At 55.8% G+C, this 16,407-nt stretch carries 11 protein-coding genes; 10 read left to right on the forward strand and 1 reads right to left on the reverse strand.

The features are described 5' to 3' along the window. Nucleotides 1–41: 41 nt before the first annotated feature. The 9 genes from hepB to FE784_RS18800 all read left to right on the forward strand — a co-directional run bounded on the left by hepB (nt 42) and on the right by FE784_RS18800 (nt 13,783). Nucleotides 42–5,249, forward strand: coding sequence for a heparin/heparin-sulfate lyase HepB (gene hepB, locus FE784_RS18760; RefSeq protein WP_246132095.1), 5,208 nt, complete (start codon nt 42–44; stop codon nt 5,247–5,249). Between the two features lie 147 nt (nt 5,250–5,396). Further along, nucleotides 5,397–6,491, forward strand: a complete 1,095-nt coding sequence (locus tag FE784_RS18765; RefSeq protein WP_176706357.1) for a GIY-YIG nuclease family protein — start codon at nt 5,397–5,399, stop codon at nt 6,489–6,491. A gap of 336 nt (nt 6,492–6,827) precedes the next feature. Then, nucleotides 6,828–7,901, forward strand: coding sequence for an HD-GYP domain-containing protein (locus FE784_RS18770; RefSeq protein WP_176706358.1), 1,074 nt, complete (start codon nt 6,828–6,830; stop codon nt 7,899–7,901). 33 nt (nt 7,902–7,934) lie between these two features. Continuing rightward, entirely contained in the window at nt 7,935–8,621 is a 687-nt protein-coding gene (locus tag FE784_RS18775; RefSeq protein ID WP_139603759.1) for a Crp/Fnr family transcriptional regulator, read from the forward strand. Nucleotides 8,622–8,744: 123 nt separating this feature from the next. Then, a complete protein-coding gene (locus FE784_RS18780) occupies nt 8,745–10,223 on the forward strand; it encodes a methyl-accepting chemotaxis protein (RefSeq protein WP_176706359.1) in 1,479 nt (492 codons plus the stop codon). A 150-nt stretch (nt 10,224–10,373) separates the two neighbouring features. Then, a complete protein-coding gene (locus FE784_RS18785; protein WP_139603761.1) occupies nt 10,374–11,321 on the forward strand; it encodes an aldo/keto reductase family protein in 948 nt (315 codons plus the stop codon). 132 nt (nt 11,322–11,453) lie between these two features. After that, nucleotides 11,454–12,356 carry an ABC transporter ATP-binding protein gene (locus FE784_RS18790; protein WP_139603762.1) on the forward strand — a complete coding sequence of 301 codons (903 nt, stop codon included), beginning with the start codon at nt 11,454–11,456 and terminating at the stop codon, nt 12,354–12,356. Beyond that, nucleotides 12,353–13,144, forward strand: coding sequence for an ABC transporter permease subunit (locus tag FE784_RS18795; protein ID WP_139603763.1), 792 nt, complete (start codon nt 12,353–12,355; stop codon nt 13,142–13,144). Before FE784_RS18790 ends, FE784_RS18795 begins: the two co-directional genes overlap by 4 nt. Nucleotides 13,145–13,192: 48 nt before the next feature. Further along, nucleotides 13,193–13,783: a TetR/AcrR family transcriptional regulator gene (locus FE784_RS18800; protein ID WP_176706360.1), complete on the forward strand. Its 591-nt coding sequence runs from the start codon at nt 13,193–13,195 to the stop codon at nt 13,781–13,783. A 293-nt stretch (nt 13,784–14,076) separates the two neighbouring features. Here FE784_RS18800 and tadA read toward each other — a convergent pair whose 3' ends face one another. Next, nucleotides 14,077–14,541, reverse strand: coding sequence for a tRNA adenosine(34) deaminase TadA (gene tadA / locus FE784_RS18805; RefSeq protein WP_139603765.1), 465 nt, complete (start codon nt 14,539–14,541; stop codon nt 14,077–14,079). Between the two features lie 662 nt (nt 14,542–15,203). Here tadA and ychF point away from each other — a divergent pair. Continuing rightward, nucleotides 15,204–16,304: a redox-regulated ATPase YchF gene (ychF, locus tag FE784_RS18810; RefSeq protein ID WP_139603766.1), complete on the forward strand. Its 1,101-nt coding sequence runs from the start codon at nt 15,204–15,206 to the stop codon at nt 16,302–16,304. Nucleotides 16,305–16,407 lie beyond the last annotated feature (103 nt).

Consider the following 16,407-nt stretch of genomic DNA (forward strand, 5'->3'; position numbering starts at 1 on the left):
ATAACGATGGTCGTAAATCCATAAGAGGAGTGATCGTATTGATGAAAAAACTGGGCCGCTGGCTGCTTTTGCTCGCGCTCGTATTCACGATGTTCCCCTTATATCCGACGGAAACCCGTGCCGAGACGCTGCCGCTGCTGAACGGCGGTTTCGACTCCGGGCTTACGGGGTGGGGCAGGCTGCACGGAAATGCCGACAACATGACGGTGACGAGCGAGATCAAATATTCCGGAGGATTCAGTCTGAAAATCAAAGATTTGGAGAACAACGCCTCCTACGCCATGATCAGCGACAGGCATCCCGTATCGGCCGGAAAGCAAGTAACGGCCTCGGCCAAGCTGTATTTATCCGGCGGCACGGGTTCGGTGTACCTGTATTTCTATAATGCGGCAGGGACGATGATGCACAGCGTATTCTCGAATAAAAGCTCACCTCAGACGGAGTGGACGGACGTGAGCATCACTTCCGGCGTGCCCGATGGAGCCGTTCAAGTCAGCGTCGTGCTTGCGACGAGCATTGTCAACGTAGGTACGGCTTATTTCGACAACGTCAACCTGACCGCATCCGTGCCTCTCGCGAACGGCGGCTTCGAATCGGGACTGACGGGCTGGAATGCGGCCTATGGCAGCCAGCAGCGCATGACGGCGACTACGGAGGCGGCCTTTGCCGGCGTCCGAAGCCTGAAAATCGACGACAATTCGTCCGCCAGCTCCTTCGGCATGGAGAGCGACAAATTCCCGGTCACCCCCGGGAAGCAGTATACGGCCGAAGCGAGAGCGAGGGTGGAGAGCGGCGGAGGCGCCGTCTATCTGCGCTTCTACAACGCCGCGAACCAACAGGTGGATCAAAAGGCAACCTCGGCGGGCGCTGCGCCGGGACAATGGCGCAGCGTAACGGCAACGCTGGTAGCACCGGAAGGCGCCGTAACGGCCAGTGTTCTTCTGTACAGCGCCTTGGCCAACATGGGCACGATTTATTTCGACGAGGTGAGCGTGTCGGAGATCAGCCTCGTCCGCGGCACCGTAACGGATACCCCCTCCGGTTCCCCGGTCGCTTGGGCGGCGGCCTATCTATACGATGCCGCCGATACCGGCTTTGAGACTCCGCTCGACAAGGCGGTTACGGATATCAACGGGAAGTATACATTCTCCAAGAGCATGGCGGACGGAAGCTATGTGGTCAGGGCAGCGAAGGACGGATATTTGCGCGGCACCGCCACGGTTCAGGTCGGCGGAACGGGTACCGGCATCGGGGCCGTTTCTTTGGCGAAGGATACTGCCGCTGTCCTGTATACGGTAAGCGGACAAGTATACGTGCCGGGCGCCCTCCAGCCGCTGGCCGGGGTCAATATCGCCTTGTACGACGACGACGATCTCGCTTACACGACGGCGCTCGGAGCCGCGGTGTCCGCGACGGACGGCACGTTCACTCTGGACCGGACCGTGCCGAACGGCAGATATTCGGCACGCGCGATGAAGGCCGGATATTATACGGCTGCCTTTCCGGTAACGGTAAGGGACGGACATTACACCGAAGCATTTCTGCAGATGCCCGTCAAGAGCAATGTCACGGCACAAAATATGCCGAAGCCCCCGGCCGCCCATCCGCGATTGTATGTGACACCGGAGCTTGTCCCGCAGCTGCAGGCGAAAATTCAGACGCCGGCGTTCCAGCCGATATGGAGCAAGCTGCTCGGTCTCGCCTACATTCCGCAGTATACGGGCAGGAGCAGCGGGACGACGCTTCAGATGGAGCATTATGCTTTTCCGGCGGCGGAAAATGCCCGTTATGTCAAGCTGTTCGGCAGAGGCAATTCGACCAATCAATGGAATTCGATTACGGAAACGGAACTATACGCTCGCGATACGTCCGGCCAGCGGGTCAAGCTGCCCGTACTGAGCGCCGATTGGAGCAGCCAGGACCGGCAATACGACGGCAACAATACGATCGACGGCAATCTCGACGCCGAGTCCAGATGGTCGGCGGAAGGCGTCGAGGAGTGGATCCGCTACGATCTCGGAGCGGCTTCTGCGATAACCGATCTCGGCATAGCTTGGTACAGCGGCAATACCCGAACTTCCTACTTCGACATCTATGTATCCGGCGACGGGCAGAACTGGAGGCTGGTCGACCTCGGCCTGGGCAAGCAGCCGGGGCTGCTGGATCCGCCTCCGGTCGGACAATCCAACTACTCGGCCTCGCTGAAAAACGCGATCGAGTACAATGCGATGAAATATATGTTGACGGGCGATGCGGCCAGCGGCCGGCTGGCGATCCGGACCGTGCTCAATTTCATGGATACGGCCGTATACGCGGGACTCGACACGTTCCGGCCGATCGGGGAGACGATACACGCCGCCTCCGTGACGTACGACTGGTGCTACCCGTTGCTGACCGCCGAGGAGAAGTCGGCCTTTGTCGTCAAGCTGAAGGAGCTTGCCGGGCAAATGTCGATGGGCTATCCTCCGACGATCGGCGGCTCGATTACCGGGCATTCGGGCGAAAATATGCTGATGAAGGATTTACTGGCCGCCGGCATCGCGATATACGACGAGGACCCGGAAATGTACGACTTGTCGGCCGCCCGCTTCTTTAACGAATTCGTACCGGCGAGAAACTTCTGGTATTTGTCCGGCATGCACCACCAAGGGGACTCGTACGGCTTCGGCGTCAGACTGATGCCCGAGCTGTGGGCGCAATGGATGTTCGCCCGGATGGGGCATCCCGGCGTGTTCGCGGACGAGCAGCGGGACGTGCTGTACCGCGGCCTTTATTTGCGCCGGCCCGACGGTCAGCTGCTTCGCGACGGGGATACGTCCTGGCAAAACTCCAACCCGCCGGGCATGTATTGGAAATATTCGTCGCCTATTCCGCTGCTTGCCGCTTCATATTACAAAGATCCGTATTTGCAGGGCGAGTTTTTGCGGCAGCATACGATGGGCTCCAATCCGTTCGTCGAAATTTTGTTTGCCGATCCGGACGTTCCCGCGAGCCCGGTTGACGAGCTTCCGTTAACCCGGTATTTCGGGTACCCGTACGGTACGATGATCGCCCGCACCGGCTGGGAGATGGATTCCCCGGAGGAAAGGGCTTCCGATGTCGTGGCCGAGATGAAGATCGGCAACTACCAGTACGGCAATCATCAGCATCTCGATATGGGCAGCTTCCAGCTGTATTACAAAGGCGGGCTCGCCATTGATTCGGGCATGTACCAGGGCGTGCACGGCGCTTATGGCAGCGAGCACGACAAGCATTACTACAAACGGACGATTGCGCATAATTCGATGCTCGTTTACGACCCGGCGGAGAAGTTTTACGGCGATTGGGCCAACGACGGAGGGCAGCGTAAGCTTGCGGAGGCGGTCAAGCTGGACGATCTGCTCGGGAAAAATTATAATAACGGCCTCGTCGTCGGTCACCAATACGGACCGGATCCGGACGCGCCGGCCTTCAGCTATATGAAAGGCGATTTGACCGCCGCCTATACGGATAAGGTGGAGCAGTTCAAACGTTCGTTCCTGTTCCTGAACTTGAAGGACGCCAGTCATCCGGCAGCGATGATCGTGTACGACAAGGTCGTTTCCTCCGACCCGAATTTCAAAAAGTACTGGCTGCTGCACAGTATGGAAGAACCGCAAGTAAACGGCGGCACGACGACGATCGCCCGCACCGAATCCGGATATTCCGGCAAGCTGGTCAATGAAACGCTGCTGCCGCAGGCCGGCAACGCGGTTATCGAGAAGGTCGGCGGGCCAGGACGGGAATTCGAGGTGTTCGGTACGAACTATGTGCAGGAGCCGTCGCGGCCGGCGGGGCAGCATACGGTGGAGGCGGGAGCATGGCGGATTCAGCTGTCGCCGCAGGCCCCGGCGGAGACCGATCGATTCCTGAACGTCATGCAAGTGATGGACAACGGCAATGCCTCGCCGCTTCCGGTCAGCACGGTCGAGTCCGAACGGATGGTCGGAGCCGCTGTCTCCGATGCCGTCGTCCTGTTCGCCAAGTCGGGGGATCGGGAGAGCGGGACCGTTTCGTTCTCGGTATACGGCAACGAGGAGAAGCTGCAATTTATCGTTACGGATCTGGCTGCCGGCTCTTGGAGCATTGCCGGAGGTACGCAGCAGGCTCGGGGAGAAGTTACGGCGGACGGGGGTGTGCTCTATTTTACCGGTGCGCCCGGCGACTACACGCTGACTTACTTGGGGGCGCAAGACTTGGTTGCTCCGTCAACGACCGCGCATATCGACGGCAAGAGCGGCCAAGGAACGTACAACGACCGGGATGTGACGGTCACCTTTAGCACTTATGAGACGTTATCGGGCGTGGATCGCACGGAATACAGACTGAACGGCGGCAGCTGGTCTGCCGTTACCGATTCCGTGTACTTGACGGCGGAAGGCGTCCATGCGTTCGAGTATCGTTCCGTTGACCGTGCGGGCAATGTCGAAGCGATCAAGCAAGCCGTTATCGGTATCGATAAGACGCCTCCCGTCCTGCAGCTGAACGGCAGTCCGGAAATGTCCCTGTTGGCCGGCAGCGTCTATGCCGATCCGGGCGCAAGGGCGGAAGACAACCTCGACGCGGGCGTGAACGGGCGGATCGAGGCAACGGGCTTCGTAAACACGGGCACGCCGGGAGCGTATCAAATAACGTACCGCGTCGCGGATGCGGCGGGCAATACCGCGCTGCCGATCACCCGGGCGGTTCATGTTCTCGATCCTTCCGGAGTGGCAAAAATCGAATTCGATTCTCCCGTCTATTTCATGGCGAGCGGTACGCAGCGAGGAACGGTCGTTACCGCCGTATACGGGGACGGGCGCCGATCGGACGTAACTTTGCTGGCTGCGTACGCTTCGTCCAATCCGGGAGTCGCCTCGATCGCGAATGGTGTCATTGCCGCTGCCGGCAGCGGCGGGGCAGTCATCACCGCTTCCTATGGGGGGCATATCTCTTGGGCGATCGTCGGGGCGGGCTCTCCGGTATCGAGATTGTTCCGTGCACTGGAGGAGCTGCTGAGCAAATATGCGGCGCTCGGGGAACTGGCCTCCCCACTGCATAGCCAACTGGATAACAGGCTGAAGCAGGCCGAGGACCAATGGAGCAAAGGACATTCGATGCAGGCGCTCAAGCATTTGGGAGATTTCCTAGACGCTTTGTCGAAGCATTCGGACAAGGTGTCGCCGTCGGCGGCGGAGCGAATCGGCTCCGGCATTCAAAGCTTGATCCGGGAATTGCCGGGAATGTACTGACAATCCGTAAGTCCAAAAAAATTAGAAGCCCTTTGCGCACCGTCGCGCAAGGGGCTTCGCCCTGCCGTTAGACGCTGAAAAAGTTGCTGACTGGCCGCGGCTTCATCTGCTACGATGAAAGTACTATGCGACCGGAGGAATTATGTCGTGGATTTTTATCGTTTCGAGCCCGACCGGTATCCGGAGGAGCCGGGCTGCTATCTAATGTTCGACCGGAGCGGTCGGCTGCTGTACGTCGGCAAAGCGGTCAATTTGCGCCGCAGGCTCTGTTCATACTTCCAATCGAGACCGGATCGGCCCAAGGTGGCGAGGCTCGTCCAGGAAATCGCCGATATCGAGATCATGATCGTGGGCAACGAGAACGAGAGCCTGACGCTGGAAACGAATCTGATCCAATATTACCTGCCCCCTTACAACCGAGCCAAAAAACGGGAAAGCTCGGTTTACCCGTACATAGCGGTAACGCAGGAGCCCCTGCCCCGGCTATCGGCGGCCGATCGGGATCGGCAAGCTCCGCCCGCTTCGGGAAGAAACGGCGGGGAACGGCTGATCGGCCCTTTTCCAAACCCCGTTTTCCGCAATTACGCACTCGAATTCGCCATCGACAGCTACCGATTGCGCACGTGCGAGCCGATACCGGATCGTCTGTGCATGCGGTATTATTTGGGGAAATGCGGTGGAGTATGCGAGCTTAAGGAGTCGGAGGAGCAATATGACGAGCGGTTATGCGACGCGCTGCGGATGTTGGCCGACCCGGGCGAGGTGCCGCGGGAAATGGAGAAGGCGATGGAGGTTTTGGCCACGCGTCTGCAATTCGAGAAGGCGAAGGACATGCATGTACGTCTAAGCGCGCTGCGAAGCATGCTGGACGTTCAGGCGGTCAACGTGCCGCGGGATTACCACCAGATCGCCGTCTTTTTCGGAACGACGCATCTGCTGGCCGCCCGTATCGAGTACGGAATGCTGCGTTCGCGGTTTATATGGCTCGATTATGACAAGGGTGATGACGGTTCGAAGGAAAAATGGGTCCAAAGACTCACTTCTTTACTGCCGGAAGAAGGCAAGGTTGAAATCATAACCAACGATGCGGATAGGGCAGAGCCGATCCTGCAGGCGGCGCGAGCCCGTCGTATAAAGGCCAAGCCGGTATTGCCGGCCAAAGGGGCGAAGCGTCGGCTGCTGCATATATGCGAACGGAACTTCATTTACCGCAGCGAGTTTATTCGACAAAATAAGACATAAAGCTCCATAACGTTTCATAATCATACAGCGCGTTTCACCAAGGCGAATAAAGTTGCGTAGTATGGCGGGAGCCGGGTATTTCAGGAACAATGGAATCATGCTATAGTAGGAAAGGATAGTTGTGGAATTATATGAGTTGTCAATCAAAAACAGATTAATAATTGATCAAAAAGTGTCAAAAATCACAATGATTCTGTTTCGAAATTCACAGAGGCAGAAATGATAGATATGGCATAATTAACGTTACATAAGCTTCCGTCAGGGCCTTATGAACTATGAAGGGTAGAAAGGACTGCGTCTATGCGCCTAATACCGATCTACATGTGTCAACCCGGGATGAGATTGGGCAAACCGATATTCAACAGCGAGGGACAAATACTGGTCGGCTACCAGTTCCAGCTGACGCAAACGATCATTACCAGGCTGCAAAAAATGGGGATCGACTACGTATACATTGAAGATCCGAATACCGAAGACATTCTCATCGAGGAAGGCATCAAGGAAGAAACGAGAATGCATCTCCGCGCGACCTTGCAGAGCATGATGGAGACGTTCGGCAGTTCCTCCTACGATACGCGATTCGGCAACACGCAATTGTTCCGGTCATGCTCCAAAAGCGTCAGCATGGTGATGGAAGATTTGCGCTACGACAAGAACGACGCTTTCATGCTTATGAACATGCATATGTTTCCGTCCAACGACTATGCCCAGCATTTTATCCAGAAATCGATGAACGTCTGCGTGTACGCGACCAAGATCGGGATGTCCGAGGGCTACGTGGGCGACGATCTGATCGCCTTCAGTCTCGGAGCGCTGCTGCATGACGTGGGCAGCCTGAAAATATCGAGGGAAATTTTGAATAAACGCGGAACGCTCAGCCCATTCGAGTACGAGGAAGTGAAGAAACACCCGGAGTACGGCTTCAAGCTTCTGAAGGATGAGCCCGGCATACCGCTCCTGGCCGCCCATTGCGTGCTGCAGCATCATGAAAGAGTGGACGGAAGCGGGTATCCGTACGGCTTGAAGAAGCACGAGATCCATTCGTTCGCCCAATGGGTCGGCTTGCTCGAAACGTATGATTCGCTGACCCACCCGCGCGCCCATCGCGAAGCGCTGCTGCCCCATCAAGCGATCGAGATCCTTTACGGGGGAGCCGGAACGTTGTATGATTTGGATAAAGTTAAATTTTTCCGCAACAAAGTGTCGATATTCCCCCTTGGACTTAGCGTCCAGCTAAGCTCCGGAGAAAGCGGAATCGTCTCCAAAGTAATGGCCGATTACAAGCACCGCCCGGTTGTCCGGGTATTGAAGGACTCCAATGGCGCCGTCCTCAAGCAGCCTTATGAAATCGATTTATCACGCAACTTGAGCATTATGATCGACCGTGTCGGAGAGGCAACGGCGAAGTAAGCTCGTCCCCCGAGCAAGAAGGAGTAGAACCGTATGGAGCAGGTCGCCGATCTCATTCGCAAAATCCCTTTGTTTCAGGATTTGACCGACGAAGAACTTCTCAGCATATCGGCCCTGTTCTTCGAACGGAAATACAAGAAAAATGCTATTATTTTTTTCGAAGAGGACCCGGGCGAGGAGCTTTTCGTCATCAAATCGGGAACCGTCAAAATTTACAAGATCGACAACACGAAACAGATCACGCTCGCGTTGTTTCGCAGCGGCGACTTTTTCGGTGAAATGTCCATCATGCAAAAAGAGGGGACCCGTTCGGCCAATGCCGAAACGCTGGAGCCGAGCATCGTGTTTACGTTGAAGCGTTCGACGTTCTACGAGTATGTCGGACGATCACCGTCGCTTTGCCTGCGACTGCTGGAGGTGACGATGAACCGGTTGCGCCGGGCTAACGAGCAAATTCACGATTTGACGTTTCTTGATGTCAGAACCCGCATCCTAAAGGCGGTCCACCAGCTGTCGATGGAATACGGAGAGACGAAGCTCGGCTCGATTCAAATCACGGTCAAGCTGACTCATCAGGAAATCGCCAATATGGTCGGAACGGTGCGGGAATCGGTGACGAAAGTACTGCAGGAGCTGCAGGACGATCGGATCATCTCGATCCAGAACAAGCAAATCCGCATCGAGAATATGGACGGCCTGAAGCGAAAAATCGTATATTGACGCAGATGAGGTGCCGGCCCGGAGGCAGCTTCGTTTGTTGTTATTTTTTCGTGGAAGCGCTCGCATATTCGACAAATTACGAGTATACTATGGATGTTACTATTTTGGCGTAGGACGTGCGGCGTGGATATTCAACAGTCGATCAAACTTCAAATTATGAAGCGGAAAAACGGAATCGTCTTCGCGGCATTGACGGTGACGTGCCTTTTGGCCATGCTGAGCATTGTTGCGCTTGGCGGGGCGGCGAAGACCGAAGGGTCGAATTCCTGGGTCGTCATGGGCCTGCTCATCGGCCTGCTCGTCGTATTCGGCCTGCTCCATTTTACAAATCGGTACCCCTACGCGCTCCCGTACATAGCGATAATAGGCAATGCCGCCATTTCTTTCGTGACAGGCATGCAGAACGAGTCGATCAGCAACGTGTTTGCCGTCTATTACGGCCTTATTCTTGCGGCCGTATATATGAGCTTATGGCCTACCATCGTCAGTTTGGTAACTAGCAGCTCCCTGCTCGCCTATTTCGTCATCACCCAAAACGGGGCTCCGGGCATAGCCGGAAACGAGTCGACCGTCTTTATTTATTACATATTGATTTGTGCGATGCTAATTATGCTGCTCGTCGTCGCCACCCAAATGTCCAAGAAGCTGGAAGCGTTCGGCGTCGAGGCGGGGCAGCTGTTCGCGCAGCAAAAGGACGACAAGGAGCGGCTGCTTGCCAATGCTGCGGCAGTTTCCTCGAATATGTCGTTGATCGCCACGGCCAGCGAGGAAAACAGCGGCTCGTTCGCGGAAATGAGCACGGCGTTCCAGGAAATCGCCAGCGGGGCGAACAGTCAGGTCGATTCTACGTTGTCTATCAACCGGTCGGTTCAGGAGACGGGGCGGATGATAGGCGATATGCTCGATTCGCTCGACGAGCTGAAGCGCAAGACGGATGGGACAAGCAAGCGAAGCATGGAAGGCAGCGATAAAATGGACACGATGTTCCGCGTGACAAACGAATTCCAGCAGAGCATCGAAACGATGTCCCGCGAAATAGCCGATTTGACCCAGACGCTGCAGGAAGTGACCCGATTTAACGAATCGATCCAGCAAATCGCCCAGCAGACGAACCTGCTGTCGCTGAATGCGGGGATCGAGGCGGCGAGAGCCGGCGAAAGCGGCAAAGGGTTCGCCGTCGTGGCGCAAGAAATTCGCAAGCTGGCGGATATGAGCGGAAAATCCGCGGACGAAATATCGCAGAAGCTGGGAGTCGTATCGCAGCAGGCCGCCGCCACCAGCGGCAGCATGACACGCATTGCGGAGCAGATGAAGCATAACGCGGCGGTTACGCTGGACACGCGTCAGGCGTTCCAGGAAATCAGCGTCTCGGTCACCGAGCTGAACGAGATGGCTAGCGGCTACAACGACATGATGGGGGCCGTGCGCAGCGCAAACGATTCAATCCAGGAATCTACTGAGCATTTCGCCTCTGTCAGCGAGCAATCGTCGGCGACGATGCAGCAGCTGTCCGCGACGCTGGAGACGCTGCTAAGGCAAAATATGCTTATGCAGCAGCATATCCGCGAAACGGACGCCAAGATCAAGCAAATGGTACAGTAAGCGATCGTGTGGTACAATCGTATCGAGGAACGAGCCGGGGCCCGGGTTGGGTTTCCGGCTCGTTTAACGTTTTCGGGAGGCGATAGCCGTACCCGGCATTCTCATGTCGGCACGCTGCCGGATAGAACAACCTGTCAGGGAGGGATGAAGGTGAAGTACCGGAGATTGGGCGGTTCAGGATTGAAAGTCAGCGAGATCAGTTTGGGCAGTTGGTTGACATACGGCGGGTATGTGGAGAAGCAGCAGGCTATACATACGATGCAGCTCGCATTCGAATCGGGCATCAATTTTTTCGATACGGCCAACGTCTATATGCGCGGCGAGGCGGAGAAGGTGGTAGGCGAGGCGCTCGGCGGCTGTCGGCGCGAGTCGTACGTGCTCGCTACCAAAGTATGGGGACAGATGGGCGACGGTCCGAATGACCGCGGGTTGTCCCGCAAACATATTATGGAGCAATGCGATGCGAGCCTGAAGCGGCTCGGCATGGAGTACATCGATTTGTACTACTGCCACAGTCCCGATCCTTCGACACCGATCGAAGAGACGCTGCGGGCGCTGGACGACTTGGTCCGGCAAGGCAAAGTATTGTACGTGGGTGTGAGCAATTGGACCGCCGCGATGATGACGGAAGCGATCCATATCGCCGACCGCAGGCTTTCGGATCGAATAGTAGCCAGTCAACCGCCGTATAGCATGCTAAGGCGGGATATCGAGAAAGAAATCATCCCGGTCGGGTTGAAATACGGAATCGGGCAAGTCGTGTATTCCCCGCTCGCGCAAGGCGTGCTTTCGGGAAAATACAAGCCGGCGGGCGAAGTGCCGAAGGATAGCCGGGCTGCCCAAGAGCGCGGCGGACAAGCGATTCAGCGCTATTTGACCGAAGGGAATTTGGACAAGGTGGAGCGGCTGCGGAACGTGGCGCAGGAGCTCGATCTGACCTTGTCGCAGCTGGCGCTTGCCTGGGTGCTGCGGCAGCCGAACGTCTCCAGCGCGATTATCGGGGCGAGCCGACCGGAGCAAGTAACCGAGAACGCCAAAGCGTCCGGAGTGAGCATTCCGGCTGAAGCGTTGGATACTATCGAGGCTATTTTGCAATAACGGCAGAATGAGTGGAGAGTCAACATATTTTATACTTTCGAGTCACATCGAGTATAAATTATGTTGACTCTTTTTTGATTTCGGAATAATATGTACTTGTATATCAATATAAGTACAAACGAGGTGGAGCTCGTGAGTGTTCTCAAGACGGTCCGGCTTACTAAAAATTACGGCGTGAAGCGTGGGGTTAAGGATATCGACCTGGATATCGAGGAACGGGAAATATTCGGGTTCATTGGACCGAATGGAGCGGGAAAGTCTACAACGATACGTATGATTATGCAGTTGGCCAATCCGACCGCGGGCGAAATTTATTTGTTCGGACGCCAAGTCCGCGGTGAAATGCCTGAGCTCAGAAGAAAAATCGGCTTTCTTCCTTCGGAAATCAATCTGTACAAAGACATGACGGGCAAACGGCTGCTTGAATTCGCGGCACGGTCCTACGGTCTGGAGCTGAAGCGGACGCGGGCGTTCGAATACGCGGAACGGCTGCAGTACGATATGAACCAGAAAGTCAAAACGTATTCGCTCGGGAACCGCAAAAAGCTGGGCATCGTGCTGAGCGTGCTCCACAATCCGAAGCTGCTTATTCTGGACGAACCGACGTCCGGGCTCGATCCGCTCGTACAGCATGCTTTTTTCGACTTGCTGAAGGAATTGAACGAGGGAGGCACTACTATCTTTTTCTCAACGCACATCTTGTCCGAGGTGGAGAAGTTGTGCAGCCGGGTAGCGATCATACGGGAAGGGATTATGGTACGGACCGAGCAAGTCGCCGATTTGGCGAGCCACAGCCGGCGAAATTACGCCGTCCGCTTCGCGGAGCAGGGCAATTGTATCGAACGATTCCGGCTTGCCGAGCTGGATCCGGATGTTGCGTTCCAGGACGGCGTCCACCATTTCGCCACACAGCTCCCTATCCATGAGACGCTCCGTTTCTTATCGCAATTCGAGATTGCGGACATCTCGATCGCGAAGCCTTCGCTCGAAGAACTGTTCATGGAGTATTACGGAAAGGGCGTGAGCGCGAGATGAAATGGAATCTCGTATCGCAGGAGCTGCTGCTGGGCCGGCGCGGCTGGATGATCAGTACGGCCGTCGTCCTGCTGTTTCAGGCGATGTTCGGCGGAGCGGCCAAAATCTATACCGAGAACGACGTGCTGCTCGACAAGCTTCATTCGCTGCCTCCTTCTTTATTGGAGGGGTTCGGGATCCGGATCGATTTGATGGGGACGTACGAAGGCTGGATGAGCGGCGAGCCTTATATGTTTTTTGTCCTGCTGGCCGGGGCGTTCGGCGCGATATGGGCGAGTACCGGGATCGTCAAGGAAAGGGATCAGGGAACGGGAGAGATGTTGTTCGCGCTGCCTTATAGCCGATGGACGATATTCGTATCCAAAGCCGCTGCGCATTGGCTGCAGCTCACCGCTATGACCGCGCTCGGGACGCTCGTTGTCCTCGCTTTTGGCGGCAATAACGGCATGGAGGAGCCCGGCGTTATCATATGGCTGGGGGTGGCGGGGTATTTGACGGTTTTGGCTTTTACCGGCATCGGGTATGTCGTTACCGTGTTTTTGCGTTCGGAGCGGTCCGCGCTCTCGATCGGGATCGGAATCGTGATCGTATCGTTTTTGTTCAACATGGTCGCGGGCATGAGCGACGGCCTGGGCTGGTTGTCCGGCATCAGCCTGTTCCGGGCTTTTGCCGCCGACGATATCGTTACGTCGCATGCCTTGACAGCGTCCGGTATAACGATTACTTTAGGAATATACGTTTGCGGCTTATTGCTGGGAGGGACGCTGTTCCGTCGCCAGGACGTCTAGACTGCTGCGGACGAACTTTGTTCGCGTTGCAGGGGAGGACCATTGCGGGTGAAAAGCAAGAGGGAGCGCATCATCGAGACGGGGAGCACGCTGTTTCGGCAGAACGGCATCCAGAATACGAGCATGGAGCAGATCGCGGAAGCCGTCCCGGTATCGAAAATGACGATCTACAATTATTTTCAAAGCAAAGAGGGATTGCTCGATCAAGTCGTCGACAGGCTGCTGTCGAACTGGGACGACCGGTTTCGGAGAATGGTCGGCGAAGCGGATGACGCCATAGGCGCTCTGAAAAATATGGCCCGCTTCTGGGATGCGGAACCGTATTCCGAGCTGTTCATGAAGGATTTGCTGGAATATTACCCGGTATTGGCACAAAGGATGTTCTCCTATTCCAAGGAGCACCTTATCCCCGAGGCGGAGAAGCTCATCTTCCGGGGCCAGCAGTCCGGCCAGCTGCGCAAAGACGTTTCTCCGCACGTATTGATGGTTTTTATGCTCGGATTGAAGGAGCTGTTTGCCCGTCCGGAAATGCTCGCGTCCTTCGAGGACATTCATTCGGTCAGCGAGCAGATCACGTCCATCATCTATTACGGGATCATTAATCCGGAATGGAGGGAGCGGACGGCAGGTAAGCAATAGGGCCGGGGCACCATTCGGGACGATACGACAATACGCGACGAAGGCCGTTTCCCATAAGAGGTACGGCTCAGGATAGAATTTATAAGTGTCGGGTGCCACACAAAGTATCTGGATGAGCATTGGAGCAAAAGCCCCACTTTGTGGGGTTATTTTTATCGATTCAGAAAGTTTAACTTCGCTAAAGCGTTAAAGCGAAGTGCGAGTTTCTGAACCAAGGAAAACTACCGCTAAATCGCGGTCGCTCATCCTTGAAATACGTCGATAGACGTTTTTCTTATGTTCCGGCGGTTCCCTTAAAGCGTCTTATTTCCCCGCAATCCCCGGAAAAAATCGGTCAGCAGGGCGGCGCACCGCTCTCGCAGCACGTCCGGGACGAGCTCGGCCCGGTGATTGAACCGGTCTTCCTGCAGCAAGTTCATCAGCGTACCCGCGCAGCCCGCTTTCGGATCGGGCGTTCCGTATACGACCGTTTTGACGCGCGACTGCACGATGGCGCCCGCGCACATCGGGCAAGGCTCGAGCGTGACGTACAGCGTGCAATCGAGCAGTCTCCAAGCGCCGAGCGCTTCGCTAGCCTCGCGGATGGCGATCATTTCCGCATGGGCGGTAGGGTCGAGCGACGTTTCCCGCAAATTGTGGCCGCGCCCGATGATTTTCCCGTCCTTCACGATAACCGCTCCGATCGGGACCTCCCGCAGAGCCTCCGCTTTTCTCGCTTCCAGTATCGCTTCTTCCATCCACAGCTCGTGATCGTCCATCGATTCGGTGTCCTTTCCTTCGCATTATTCCCATGTGCACAAGTGCGAACGTCCATTCTGTTAACATGCTGTGGATAACATTGTGGACAACTGGCTAAGAGCTGTAGATAACATTTGCAAATATGGGGATAAAGTCGCATGAGAAGTTGTATTGCCCCCATTATTTTAGGACAACGCCTCCTCTGAATCAAGAAGCATGCCTGCTCCGGGAGCGAGATGAAATAGGAGATTGGCTCGCCAAAGGCGTGTCGGTCCATCTTTTTCGGGAGTAAATTTCGGTAGAAGGTGCGCGACACGGGCTCCTGGGGGCTGGAAAGTCATGGCGGACAGTCGTGATCCGGACCGGCGGCAAAATAAAAGGACGTTTTTTCCGCCAGCGTTTTCCTCGAAATCAGGACTCCGGCTTTGACCTAAGTCTGTGCACAACCGGAATGAGAATATTCAGACAATGTTATTAACATGTGGATAACCTTTGGATATAATGAGGATAACTCCCCAGGTGTTGTGAATAGAATGTGGATAAGAGTGGGGTTGTCCCGCGAAATGCTCGGTATAACCCTTAATCCGGCACGGATCGGGCAGGAGCTGTCATTGTATATCGTTCGGGCGTGCTATATAATGATGGGTGTGTTCAGTTTGTAAATGAGGAGTTGTATCGTTTCATGGCATTGAAGGCTGGGATTGTCGGGCTTCCCAACGTAGGGAAATCCACTTTGTTCAACGCGATTACGCAAGCGGGGGCCGAATCGGCCAATTACCCGTTTTGTACGATAGATCCGAACGTCGGCGTCGTGGAGGTGCCGGACGAACGTCTGCAGAAGCTGGCCGATATTGTCGTGCCGAATCGCATCGTGCCGACCGCATTTGAATTCGTCGATATTGCCGGGCTGGTAAAGGGCGCGAGCAAAGGCGAAGGGCTCGGCAACAAGTTTTTGGCGCATATCCGCGAGGTGGACGCGATCGTACATGTCGTCCGCTGTTTTCAGGACGAGAACATTACGCACGTATCGGGGAAGGTCGATCCGATCAGCGATATCGAAACGATTAATCTCGAGCTTATTCTCGCCGACATCGAATCGATCGAGAAACGAATCGACCGTTCGCGCAAAAATATGAAGGGCGGCGACAAGAAGTACGCCCAGGAAGTCGAAACGCTCGAGCGTATCAAAGAAGCATTGTACGCCGATAAGCCGGCCCGGAGCGTCGAGCTGTCCGATGAGGAGAAGCTGCTCGTGCGCGACCTTCACCTGCTCACGATGAAGCCGGTGCTGTATGCGGCTAACGTCAGCGAAGGGGAGGCGGCCAATGCAGACGGCAATCCTTACGTGGAGAAGGTGCGCGAATATGCCGCGATAGGCGGAGCGGAAGTCGTACCGATCAGCGCCAAGGTGGAGTCGGAGATCGCCGAGCTGGAAGGCGAGGACAAGGAGCTGTTCCTGCAGGAGCTCGGATTGAACGAGTCCGGATTGAACCGGTTGATCCGCGCCGCATACAAGCTGCTTGGCCTATATACGTATTTTACCGCCGGGGTGCAGGAAGTTCGCGCCTGGACGATCCGCATAGGAACGAAGGCTCCGCAAGCCGCCGCCGTGATCCATACCGATTTCGAACGCGGCTTTATCCGCGCGGAAGTTGTCGGATACGACGATCTCGTGAACAGTGGCTCGATGAATGCCGCCAAGGAAAGAGGGCAGCTTCGTCTCGAGGGCAAGGAATATGTGGTGCAGGACGGGGATGTCATGCACTTCCGCTTTAACGTGTAATACGCTGCTAAAGAGACGGAGGCTGCAAGGCTTGCCTTTGCGTCATGGGGATATAAGGATTAAGTATGGGCAACGATGAAAGGCACAGGGTGGAGGTGAGGGC

Source organism: Paenibacillus hemerocallicola (assembly GCF_006265175.1).
Taxonomy (GTDB): domain Bacteria; phylum Bacillota; class Bacilli; order Paenibacillales; family NBRC-103111; genus Paenibacillus_AB; species Paenibacillus_AB hemerocallicola.

Bases quoted from the DNA above. Each gene is read 5' to 3' on its own strand.
- hepB (WP_246132095.1), top strand. From the start codon at position 42: ATGAAAAAACTGGGCCGCTGGCTGCTTTTGCTCGCGCTCGTATTCACG.
- FE784_RS18770 (WP_176706358.1), top strand. From the start codon at position 6,828: ATGAGATTGGGCAAACCGATATTCAACAGCGAGGGACAAATACTGGTC.
- FE784_RS18775 (WP_139603759.1), top strand. From the start codon at position 7,935: ATGGAGCAGGTCGCCGATCTCATTCGCAAAATCCCTTTGTTTCAGGAT.
- FE784_RS18795 (WP_139603763.1), top strand. From the start codon at position 12,353: ATGAAATGGAATCTCGTATCGCAGGAGCTGCTGCTGGGCCGGCGCGGC.
- tadA (WP_139603765.1), bottom strand. From the start codon at position 14,541: ATGGACGATCACGAGCTGTGGATGGAAGAAGCGATACTGGAAGCGAGA.
- ychF (WP_139603766.1), top strand. From the start codon at position 15,204: ATGGCATTGAAGGCTGGGATTGTCGGGCTTCCCAACGTAGGGAAATCC.